This is a genomic window from Mesorhizobium australicum (assembly GCF_900177325.1).
In the GTDB taxonomy this organism is placed as follows: domain Bacteria; phylum Pseudomonadota; class Alphaproteobacteria; order Rhizobiales; family Rhizobiaceae; genus Mesorhizobium_A; species Mesorhizobium_A australicum_A.
Map to the genome: position 1 here is coordinate 141,813 of NZ_FXBL01000003.1, position 11,670 is coordinate 153,482.

8 protein-coding genes and 1 pseudogene are annotated in these 11,670 nt (G+C 54.7%); 7 read left to right on the forward strand and 2 right to left on the reverse strand.

What is annotated here, in order from left to right:
- Positions 1-156: 156 nt before the first annotated feature.
- Positions 157-510: a cupin domain-containing protein gene (locus B9Z03_RS01860; protein ID WP_056242015.1), complete on the reverse strand. Its 354-nt coding sequence runs from the start codon at positions 508-510 to the stop codon at positions 157-159.
- 649 nt (positions 511-1,159) lie between these two features.
- Here B9Z03_RS01860 and pxpA point away from each other — a divergent pair.
- Both pxpA and gcvT read left to right on the forward strand, forming a co-directional pair.
- Complete coding sequence (gene pxpA / locus B9Z03_RS01865) at positions 1,160-1,909, forward strand: 5-oxoprolinase subunit PxpA (RefSeq protein ID WP_056242062.1); 750 nt, start codon at positions 1,160-1,162, stop codon at positions 1,907-1,909.
- Positions 1,910-2,035: 126 nt separating this feature from the next.
- Positions 2,036-3,142, forward strand: a complete 1,107-nt coding sequence (gcvT, locus tag B9Z03_RS01870) for a glycine cleavage system aminomethyltransferase GcvT (protein ID WP_085462633.1) — start codon at positions 2,036-2,038, stop codon at positions 3,140-3,142.
- A gap of 91 nt (positions 3,143-3,233) precedes the next feature.
- Here gcvT and B9Z03_RS01875 read toward each other — a convergent pair.
- Positions 3,234-4,585 (reverse strand): IS3 family transposase gene (locus B9Z03_RS01875; protein WP_139832122.1). Its coding sequence is split into 2 segments (ribosomal slippage): positions 3,234-4,249 and positions 4,249-4,585, totalling 1,353 coding nucleotides; the frame shifts between segments, so codons are not numbered across the junction.
- A gap of 252 nt (positions 4,586-4,837) precedes the next feature.
- On the opposite strand from B9Z03_RS01875, the gene B9Z03_RS01880 reads away from it, so the two are divergent.
- The 5 genes and pseudogenes from B9Z03_RS01880 (at position 4,838) to B9Z03_RS01900 (ending at position 11,590) form a co-directional block, all read left to right on the forward strand.
- The gene (locus tag B9Z03_RS01880) at positions 4,838-5,965 is read left to right on the forward strand and encodes an S-(hydroxymethyl)glutathione dehydrogenase/class III alcohol dehydrogenase (RefSeq protein ID WP_085462634.1); all 1,128 of its coding nucleotides are present in this window, start codon (positions 4,838-4,840) and stop codon (positions 5,963-5,965) included.
- Positions 5,966-5,969: 4 nt separating this feature from the next.
- A pseudogene (fghA, locus tag B9Z03_RS01885) lies at positions 5,970-6,802 on the forward strand (S-formylglutathione hydrolase).
- A gap of 55 nt (positions 6,803-6,857) precedes the next feature.
- Entirely contained in the window at positions 6,858-7,430 is a 573-nt protein-coding gene (gene gfa / locus B9Z03_RS01890) for an S-(hydroxymethyl)glutathione synthase (protein ID WP_056242115.1), read from the forward strand.
- 862 nt (positions 7,431-8,292) lie between these two features.
- Positions 8,293-9,846 carry an ABC transporter substrate-binding protein gene (locus B9Z03_RS01895; RefSeq protein ID WP_085462635.1) on the forward strand — a complete coding sequence of 518 codons (1,554 nt, stop codon included), beginning with the start codon at positions 8,293-8,295 and terminating at the stop codon, positions 9,844-9,846.
- A gap of 187 nt (positions 9,847-10,033) precedes the next feature.
- A complete protein-coding gene (locus tag B9Z03_RS01900) occupies positions 10,034-11,590 on the forward strand; it encodes an ABC transporter substrate-binding protein (protein ID WP_139832123.1) in 1,557 nt (518 codons plus the stop codon).
- The last annotated feature ends 80 nt before the right edge of the window (positions 11,591-11,670 follow it).

Here is an 11,670-nt window from a genome sequence, read left to right on the forward strand (position 1 = left end):
GTTTCAGCTTCCTCTGTCCGCAATGCACTACGGATGTCAACAGCAAAAAAGGGGCAGGTGCAATGCCAGCCCCTTGAATTGATTGCCGTTTCTTCTGCTTGGCCCGGTTCTCGGAATTCAGCAGCCCGAGGTAGAAGATACGTGAGATCCCGTCGGTTATTTCAAGGCGACGACGAAGTGCTTCGTCACTGGCTCAATGATTTTCCAGGTGCCCTTGAAGTCTGCTTCCACGACGAAAGCGTCGCCCGGACCGACTTCGACCGGTTCACCGCCGTCGGGCGTGATGATGATGCGGCCCGAGATCATGTGCACGAATTCATAGTCCGTATAGGTGGCGTGATAGGTGCCGGGCGTTGCCTGCCACGTTCCCGACAGCACCTTGCCATCCGCAGTCGTGTGCTGGACGGCGGTCTTCATCGTCGGCTTGCCCTCGATAACCTTCCAGCCGGGAAGATCGTTGGGATCGGCATTCTCCACCTTGCCGAACTTGAGGATAGTCTTGCGTGTCATAATAAGGTTCTCCATTGTCATGCTGAGGCTCGAATGCCTAGGGCAAGACTAGCCAAACGATATCGGAATGCAACCGGAGGCCGTCTACATTTGTCGTGCTCTAAATCCGAAAATTCATCTTCAGACGAATACGGAAGAGAAATGATATAAAAACAATATATATTTGCCGAATACGTAATATACATGATAAGTATGCATGTGATATCGATGATACTTATTCTATATATATAATTAAAATTGAAAATTTATGTTTATTTTAAGAGAAATATACTTATATTATACATAATAAATCTAAATTATATGTTCTAAATATTTATAATAATAATTTTTTATTCTATATCATATAATTAGATAATTCATAAAATTTTTTGTTGATTTTAGTTGAAATCTTTATCCTAAATATCTAGAATAACTTCTATGGCAGTGGTAATTGAGGTGTTTTCTTCTGTTATTGTGCTCTGATAAAGGTGGCTGAATTACTTTGCAAAATTGGTCTAATACTGTGTCATAAACTAGAAAAATAAGAGAGCAACGCTCGACGAATCATATCGAAAATTGTGATAACGTATTTCACTTCATAATATTTGACCCTGGCTCCGGGCGGTCCCTAAAGTTCGGCGTGATCATCGATCTGGGAGGCCGTCGAGCCATGAAGAAAGAAAATACCGTTACCATCAATTGCGACATGGGCGAAGGCTACAGCCTTTATCGCTGCGGCGACGATGCCGGCATCATGCCGCATATTGATCTTGGTAACGTCGCCTGTGGTTTCCATGCCGCCGACCCGGCAGTTATTCGCGATACAGTTAAGCTTGCGGCCAAGCACGGCCTGCCAGTTGGCGCCCATCCATCTTTCCCAGACCGGCAGGGGTTCGGCCGGCGCGACATGGTGATCAACCGCGAGGAGCTTTCCGCGATCATCCATTATCAGGTTAGCGCCCTCAAGGGGTTTCTTGATATGGCGGGGCTGCCGCTCAATCACATAAAGCCTCACGGAGCTCTCTATCGCGCCGCCTGGATGCGGGAGGAAGTGTCGCAGGCGATCGCTGATGCCGCTGTCTTCTACAATGTCCCAGTGCTTGGCATGGCTGGCACGCTGCAGGAAGAAGTCTATCGGGCGCGAGGCGTCACCCTTATCTCCGAATTCTACGTCGACAATGACTATGACGACGATGGCCATCTCATTGTCTCGCGTGATCATGCCGTTCGTGACCCTGCCGAGGCGGCTCGACGTGCAGTGCGCATGCTTTCTGAAGGCAAGGGCACCACGATCACCGGCCGCGATTTCAAGGTGAGAGCGGAGTCTATCTGCATACATTCCGATACGCCAAACATCGTTGAGTTGGCGCGTGTTCTAAAGGACGCAGTTCGGCCCTGGAGCCCTTCAGCAGCGGCGTAACGCCAGCCAAGTCCAGTCGTCAGTCAAATGCATGTAAAAGGCTGCTAGCCATTGCGTCGGCCGCCCGACGGGCGCGGAAGCGCTGTCGGGGGTTTTTGTTTTGCGGACCAGGAGGAGAAACCCGCTATGAAAAAGACTCCATTTTACGACAGTGGCCTTGAATATGGGGCCAAAATGGTTGAGCTCTTTGGCTACTACCTGCCTTGGGAATACGGCGCCGGACACACGAAAGAGCATTTGGGAACGAGAGAGGGTGTGCCCGTATGCGATCTCGATTACATGGCCGAGTTCGTTATCGAAGGGCCGGACGCGCTTGGCTTCATCCAGATGCTCGCAACCAACGATTTCTCCAAGAAGACCGTTGGCTCGGTGCAGTACACAGCCATGTGTGACGAGAACGGCCTGATGATCGACGATTGCACTATCTGGTGCATGGCCCAGAACAAGTACATGATCATCAGTGGCTCTGAGGACGACTATGAATGGGTGTCGAAACAGGCCAAGAGCTATAATGTTACGGTAACCAATGTCACCGACGAGCATACGACGCTTGCCGTGCAAGGGCCGATGGCCAATCGTGTGCTCCAGCAGTTGATGGACATCGATTTGTCGACGCTTGGCTACTATCGTTTCCGGCCGGCGAAAATCTCGGGCATCGAATGCTTGGTTGCGCGCATGGGTTACACGGGTGAGGCGGGCTTCGAACTCCATTTTGCATCGAAAGATGGGGCGACCATCTGGAATCTGGTCATGAATGCCGGCAAGCAGCATAATATAGTTCCATGTGCTCAGGCCGCACTGGAGAGCTTGCGTCAGGAGGCCGGATATCTCCTGGTGGGAAAAGATCACGATCGCAAAACCAATCCTTTCGAAGCTGGCATCGGGTTCACCGTGAAGTTCTCCAAAGAAGACTTCATCGGAAAAGCCGCCTTGCAGAAAATCGCGCGCGAGGGAGTAAAGCGGCGGATGGTTTGGCTTGATATCCCGTCCGGTGACGTGGCTGAGACGGGAGACAAGATCTTCGTCGGTGATGTTGAGGTCGGTGCTGTAACCAGTGGATCGTTTTCACCCACCAGAAAGCGAGGAACTGCCATGGCCTACATCAATCCGCGCCATGCGGTTCCCAGCCTGGATGTGCAGATCGCGCTTGCAAACGGCAAGAAGGCTTCCGCGAAGCTGTCCGTGATGCCGTTGTATGATCCCGGTGATACCCGCACCAAAGCCTTCGCCTGATCTAGTGGCACGCCGGTGTCCGTAGTCAGGGATTTTGGGACCAACTGGCATCGTGAGCTAACGGAGGCTCTGGTCCATCAGGGTTGTCATATTAGGCTGCCGCATCTCGATGAAGCAAGCGGCGCTGTTTGATGGTTTCGCGTTTGATCCTCTCCCTTTCCAGCGTGATGATCTCGCCGCGCCCGAAGTAGACGTCGGCGGGAGTGAGATTGCCGAGGCTCTCATGGTAGCGGCGGTGGTTGTAGTGATCGACGAACGCCGCGACCTGCTGCTCGAGATCGCCCGGCAGGAAGTAGTTTTCGAGCAGGATGCGGTTCTTGAGCGTCTGGTGCCATCGTTCGATCTTGCCCTGGGTCTGGGGATGACAGGGCGCTCCGCGAGTGTGCTCCATACCGTTGCCGGATAGCCATGCGGCGAGGTCGGACGAGACGTAGGACGGGCCGTTGTCGGAGAGCAGCCGCGGCCGCTGCATGACCCTGGCGCTGTCACAGCCGGAAGCCTGCAGCGCCATGGTCAGCGTGTCGGTGACGTCCCCGGCCTTCATCGTGGTGCACAGCTTCCAGGCGATGATGTAGCGGGAGAAGTCATCGAGCACGGTCGACAGGTAGAACCATCCCCAGCCGATGACCTTGAGATAGGTGAAGTCGGTTTGCCAGAGTTGGTTGGGCGCCGTCGTCTTGTCGTGGAACTCGTCGGCGGCCTTGATGACGATGAAGGCCGGGCTGGTGATCAGGTCATGGGCCTTAAGCAGGCGGTAGACCGAGGATTCCGACACGAAGTAGCCCTTCGTGTCGGTGAAGGTAACCGCCAATTCTCGGGGCGACAGCTCCGGCTCGTTCAGCGCCAGCTCGACGATCTGGTCGCGCCTTTCCTCGGGGATGCGGTTCCAGACCCGGTTCGGCCGGGGCCTGCGATCCTCCAGCCCATCGACGCCGCCAGTCAGGAAACGATCATACCAGCGATTGAAGGTCGACCGCGGAATGCCGAGCTTCTGCAATGTGCGCCGCGCCGACAGGTGCGAGTTCTCGACCATCTGGATGATCTCCAGCTTCTCGGATGCGGGATATCTCATTCGTCGTCTCCCCCATCCGCGATCATGCTTTTTTTAAGAATCCGAAGTTCCAGTGCCTGCTCGGCGACGACCTCCTTGAGATCGCGCGCCTCCTTGCGCAGCACCTTCACCTCGTCGCTGGTGGCGGCGCGCGCCGTGTCGCCGGCCAGCCGCTTCTTGCCCGCCTCAAGGAATTCCTTCGACCAGTTGTAATACAGGCTCTCGGCAATGCCCTCGCGTCGGCACAGTGCCGCGATCGACTCCTCGCCGCGCAGTCCCTCCAGCACGATGCGGATCTTCTCTTCGGCCGAATACTGCTTGCGGGTCGCTCGGCGGATGTCCTTGATGACCTGCTGCGCAGGCGCTTTCCCTGTCCCGGATCTCTGTCTCATCTTCGCTCCTTTGAAAGGCTACAATGAACCAGAAATCCTCCGTTCTCGGTTAAACCGCTTTGGTCCCATCAGCGCTGACGCCGGACAGCACGCCGGGAGCTTTCCGATGACTGGTCGGAACGCTTCTAGCAAAAAAGATGCCAGGCGTCAGTGGTCTATCTCTATGGATGACTTGACAGAATTATGAAATCCAAACCAGTGTCCATTTTTAACCGGGATATGTTGGGTAAGCTCTTTGGGAGAATGTGATAGATGAAAACCCGCGCCGCAGTCGCCGTTGCTGCTGGAAAGCCCCTTGAAGTGATGGAAGTTAACCTTGAAGGGCCTCGCGAGGGCGAGGTCCTGGTCGAGGTGAAGGCGACCGGCATCTGCCACACAGACGAGTTCACGCTGTCGGGTGCTGACCCCGAAGGCATCTTCCCGGCCATCCTCGGCCATGAGGGCGCGGGCATCGTCGTCGATGTCGGCAAGGGCGTCACCAGCGTCAAGAAGGGCGATCACGTCATTCCGCTCTATACGCCCGAATGCCGCCAGTGCCCGTCCTGTCTGTCGCGCAAGACCAATTTGTGCATCGCCATCCGCGCCACCCAGGGCCAGGGCCTGATGCCGGATGGCTCGAGCCGCTTTTCGCTCGGCAAGGAGAAGGTGTTCCACTACATGGGCTGCTCGACCTTCTCCAATTTCACCGTGCTGCCCGAGATCGCGGTGGCCAAGGTCAATCCCGACGCCCCCTTCGACAAGATCTGCTACATCGGCTGCGGCGTGACCACCGGCATAGGTGCTGTCATCAACACGGCCAAGGTCGAGCAAGGCGCGACGGCTGTGGTGTTCGGGCTTGGCGGCATTGGCCTGAACGTCATCCAGGGCCTGAGGCTGGCCGGCGCCGACATGATCATCGGCGTCGATCTCAACAACGACAAGAAGGCCTGGGGCGAGAAGTTCGGCATGACCCACTTCGTCAACCCCAAGGAGATCGATGGCGACATCGTGCCTTACCTGGTCAACATGACCAAGCGCGGCGCCGACCAGATCGGCGGGGCCGACTACACCTTCGACTGCACCGGCAACACCAAGGTGATGCGCCAGGCGCTCGAGGCCTCGCACCGCGGCTGGGGCAAGTCGGTGGTGATCGGGGTTGCGGGAGCCGGACAGGAGATTTCGACGCGTCCGTTCCAGCTCGTCACCGGGCGCTCGTGGATGGGCACCGCCTTTGGCGGCGCGCGCGGCCGCACCGATGTTCCCAAGATCGTCGACTGGTATATGGACGGCAAGATCCAGATCGACCCGATGATCACCCATACCCTCAAGCTCGAGGACATCAACAAGGGTTTCGACCTCATGCATGCCGGCGAGAGCATCCGTTCCGTCGTCGTGTACTGAGATCATGAAAACCGTCTCTATCGATAAGTCGCATGGCGGCATTCAGGCGTCTACTCGCATTCCTCCCAAGCATACGCATGAGAATGACCTTCGCCTTGTTTGTGCCTCCACAGGCGCGCACGGCTTCGTGACCCATGCTCTGGTACCTCTCCGGCCTGACCTGCACTCATGTGAATGTTATAGAAAAGGGTGAGTATCGCTGGCTTGCCGGAGAACTGGGACTTATCATCGTCTGCCCGTATACCAGCCCGCGTGGAGACACTGTCCCTGACGAACCGAATAATTGGCAGTTCAGCAAGGGCGCCGGTTTCTATGTCGACGCCACGCAGGAACCTTACGCAACCAACTATCGGATGTACTCCTATAGCACTGAGGAGTTGCCGGAGCTGATCGCGAAGCAATTTCCAGCCGATATGTCCCGGCAATCCATCTTCGGCCACTCGATGGGCGGCCATGAGGGTGCTCACGATCGTACTGAAGCATCCAGGCCGTTTCGAGAGTTGTTCGGCCTTTGCGCCGATCTGCCGTCCCAGCGTGTCGGCCTGGTCGAGGCCAGCGTTCGAGAAATACCTTGGTCCAGACCAGGATACATGGCGAGTCTACGATGCATGCGCACTGATCGAGGATAACCGGAAAATTGGTGAAATCCTGGTGGATCAGGGCGCTTCTGACAGCTTCCTTGTCGATGGTCTCCGCCCAGATGAACTAGTCGAAGTATGCCGGGCGGCGGGAATTCCGCTCACCCTACGCATGCAGGAGGGATACGGTCACCCATACTACTTCATCTCCACATTTATGGATGACCACCTTTGCTCGCATGCGCAGCGTTTGCGATAACCGCAGTTAAACCCGCCAGCAAGAAGCTTGGCTCAAGGAGAGAAGGAAACGGAATATGACCAGCGTAGTAATTCACCCCACGATCGATTCCGGGAAAGATAAAGGCGGCGGATCGTTCACGGGAGGAACCCTCGTCTGCGAATGCGTGACCAATCCCGTCAAGGTCAAGGTCAAAACCGACATTGCGCACAATCACGCCTGTGGCTGCACCAAATGCTGGAAGCCGAACGGTACGCTCTTCTCGGTCGTTGCTGTAGCGCCCAGTGACAAGATCGAAGTGATCGAGAACGAGAACAAACTCGCCGTCGTCGATCCGGCGGCACTAATTCAACGGCACGCCTGCAAAGATTGCGGCGTTCACATGTATGGTCCAGTCGAAAGGGACCATCCGTTCAAGGGGCTTTCCTTTATCCATCCGGAACGGTTCGAGGAAAGCGGCTGGGCTGCGCCGGGCTTTGCGGCTTTTGTCTCCTCGATTATCGAGAGCGGCTACAACCCTGACAGGATGGACGGCATCCGAGCGCGTCTGAAGGAACTCGACCTCGAATCTTATGACTGCTTGTCCCCGGCCCTGATGGACTACATCGCAACCTGGACCGCAAAGAAAAACGGCGTCTCTGCCAGCTGACGGCGGAGACCGTCCGCCTACCTCCAAACGTTGCATCTTGATCTCCTTAAACAGTGACGCGCCTCCTCTCGTTTCCGAGCGCGGGGAGGGATGCTACGTCGGTGGGGTCGAGGATTAGGCAACCCATTAGCTTTGTATATGGTCGTGACAATGTAAATCATAATAGCGCCGGCGCGATGCTGGCGGCGGAATAGAAGTCTTCCAGCGGTCAGGCTGATCCCCTTTGGTAGCACAAGCGGGTATTCCCTGAACTGAATATTGTTTGAGGGGCTCGGCGGGTGTCCTTGATGACCTGCTTTGCCGGCCCTTGCCTTATTCCGGATTTATGTCTCATCGTGGGTCCTTTGAAAGACTACGATGAACCAGAATTCCTTCGCTATCAGTTAAGCCAATTTGGTTCCATTAGGGCTGCCGCTGGACTACGAGCAATCCGTCCACACCGCTAAGATGTATCGTCTCTGCCGTCAGTGTGCCATGAAGAACTTGAATATAGCTCGTCACTCAATCAATGCGACAAAAAATGCTCGTTTTTGATGTTGACGGATATTATATAAGAGGTAACCTCATCCATGCGCTTAAGATCCATTGTGCATGAGGGTTACTTCAGCAGGTGATCTTAAACCGTACTGTGCTCTCATGTAGAGATCGCAATGCATTTGTGTGGGTGTTTTCAACAAGATCGATCTCTTGGGTTGGCACCTTTTCCTATACCCGCTATGGCGATAGTAGCAGCTTGCAGTTCGCGGAATGCAGCTTCCGGTAAGTTAGAATTATTCTGTTCTAACTCCATACCATGAGCGCCTGTCACAGCAGGGGCCGAGTGGTTGCGCGTTAACTTGCTTAACACAACGAGGACCAAGGAATGATTGGGAACATTGAAAGACGCGGTGGAACACTAAAAGTTGGACTCGACGCGGAGGTTGATATCATCGACCCGCCGGCATCCTTCGGTGGCTGGAATACGGGGCGTGTTGTTCAACAGATATTCGAAAGCCTTGTAGAGGATGATCTTTCGGCCGAGGGTTTACCTTACACGCGCCTCGTTCCGGCGCTTGCCGAGAAGTATCACGTATCGGAGGATGGGCTTACCTACACGTTCTCGCTTCGGCGAAATGTTCGGTTCCATGACGATACACCATTCGACGCCGAGGCCGCCAAATTCAACATCGACAGGATGTGGAATTCCGCTGCGCCGCAGTACTCCCCGGTAGCTGCTGACTACAATCAGCTTGCAACACAGAGTATCCGCAACGTTCTAGTAGTGGACAGCCATACTTTGCGGATTACTCTTAGCGAACCATACGCGGATTTCCTCCGATACATGACTCAGGAAGACGCGCCGGGTTCCTTTGTCTTTGTTAGCCCAAGCGCCTTGAAAAAGTATGGAAATGAAGGAATTGGCGACCGAGCGCCCGGTACCGGGCCATATCGGTTCAAAGAACGTTTCAGCACCCGCTTCGGAATTGGCGTCATTCTTGAACGCAACCGAGACTACTGGGGCGAACCTCCATACCTCGACCAGATCGTCTTTGTCCCCTTGCCGGATGCAGCAGACCGAGCTGCGGCATTGGAACGAGGCGATGTCGATATCGTCTACGGACCGGACCCTTTTTGTCTGCCGTCGCTACGGGAGCGCGGCTTCGTGGTCAAAGAGGTTGCTGTCCCCTATCTATGGTACTTTTCCTTCAATATGCGAGAGAGTCCGTTAGATGATGTTCGCGTGAGGCGAGCCATCGCGCACGCGATCAACCGCACAGAGCTCAGCAATCAGCTATTCGGTGAAGCTACTGCCGCTGCCGTCGGGATCATCCCGCCAGCCTCTCCATCTTTCGAGCCAGATTTTCCAACCTATTATCCATACGATCCTTGCAGGGCGAAAGCATTACTCGCCGACGCCGGTTTTTCCGACGGTTTTCACTTCAAGATGCTTGTTGCTCGCTCAGGGTCCGGACAAATTAATCCGCTGGCGATCTGCGATTGGCTAATATCTGATCTGTCGCAGATCGGCATTACGGCAGAGGCGGAGGTTCGAGACGACTGGATATCGTATTGCGATGAATGGCATCGTGGCATGCCTGCCGGCATCGGCGCGTCCGAGATGAGTTGGGGGATGTCTTGCGACGTTTGGCTGGAGCAGGTGGTGCATTCCCGTTACAGTTCGCCAAAAGGCTTTAACACGGGATATTACAACAGGGTCGAGGTGGATCGATTGCTCGATCTTGCCCGAACCGAACTAGTCGAATGCCGCCGCGTTGAACTTTACCGAATTGCTCACCGTCTAATCATGGAAGATTTGCCAATTCTCCCCCTTCTTACCCTCAGGTCTGGCAATGTCGTTCACGGTCCAAACGTCAAGGGGTTCAGGTTCCCTGCGCAAAACTGGCACGATTTCCGGCAGGTATGGTTGGAACGATAGCACCGCGGCGGATTACTGCTTGAATCGCGCGAGGATTGGTGATTGCTTGCATCTGAATTCCGATCGCTGTGGCGCCAGAGGACAACGCATCCAGCAACTTTAACAGCGAACGCAGACGACAAAATTCCTAGCATGGGCTTCATGCCCGGTAAAAATCGCTCAATCAGATGATAGAGAGGATCAGTCGATGAAATTCGTGAAGCTTATCGGATTTATTTTTGCAGCTGTCGCAACCGCATTCATGCTCGCGGGACCGACGGTGGCCGCTCCAGGCGGGATGATAACTTGGGGAAAACCTTCAGAGGTGCTCTCCACCGACGCACACCTGTCAGCCGATGGCACCTCGTGGACAATGTACTATCTTATCTATGACACTTTGGTCACAACAACGGATGACCTGAAAATAGCGCCGGGACTCGCGGAGTCATGGGAGCAGCCCACGCCGACGACGTACATCTTCAAGCTGCGAAAAAATGCGGCATTTTCAAGCGGCCGCCCTCTGACGTCCGCTGACGTTGTCGGTAGCCTCAAGCGATTGGCGGATCCAAAGTTGGGCAGCTATGCGGGCCGTCAGATTGGCGATGTCAAGCAGGTCGTTGCACTAGACGATCACACTGTGAAGCTTGAGCTTAAGCAACCAAATACGGCGGTTCTATCCGTTTTGTCTGTCAGCATGACCGCTATCTATCCTATACAGGAACTAGAGAACGGAACTTTCGATCCGACAAAGGAGATGTTGGGTTCTGGGCCATTCATGGTGGTCGAGCATCGTCAAGACGAATCTTGGACTTTGGTGCGTAATCCACACTACTGGCGCCAAGGATATCCCATCGTTGACAAGGTGCTTGTTCGAATCATTCAGGATGATGCAGCGCGCCTAGCAGGCTTGCGCGACGGCAGTGTCGATATTGCGAATTTCGAGAACCCAGATGCAGCTACACTGCTGAAGGGCATCCTCAATGTAGAGCCCATTATTCAGAAGACGACCAATTATTTCCGACTCGACGTCAGTGCTCTGCAGGACGACTCGCCATTCAAGGACATCCGAGTACGGCATGCCATGGCTCTTGCCCTTGATCGTCAGCGTATAGTGGATGCCGTGTTTGGCGGAGAGTCTGCCGTCGATTATGTAGTACCGCAGGCATTCGGTAAGCCAGTTTGCCGAGATCATCCGGACTACGTTACCCCTCGAGAGAAACGGATCGTCCAGGCCCGGGAGCTATTGCAAGAAGCGGGCGCGGAAAACCTTAAGGTGGGAATCGTTGCCTCATCGGTTCTGGTAACATTTCCGCTTATCGCGCAAGTCATGAAGGCGAACTTGGCTGATGTTGGGATTGATGCCGAGGTTCAGCAAATTCCAGTGGCTGACTGGTATCAGCGCGTGTTCAGTGCGAAGACAGACTTTGACTTGGCACTGTCCTGGCTCGCCGGATATTCGAATCCAACTCAGATTCTCTCAAACTGGAATCCGGAGTGGGTAGGGTGGAGCGCCGGGTTCATGACGCCGAGCGCAGAGTACAATAAAGCGGTGAATAAGGTTCGGCAACTTCCAGACGGGCCGGAACGCGATCGCGTTATCGAGCAAGCTTGCCAGATCATCTACGACCAAGCCAACATGCTTCCCCTGGTCAGTAAGCCCGACTATCTCGGCTATCGAAAGGATAAGATTAAGGCGAGGTTCAGTTCCATTGAGGGGAATTTCAACACACTGAAATACATCACGGAATTCTCTCGACAAGACTAGAGAGGACAGATCTAGATTTTTGTGATCTCAACAACAGGCGGGCTGGGGGCGGTGTCGTTCAAAAAAGCACCGACCCCACG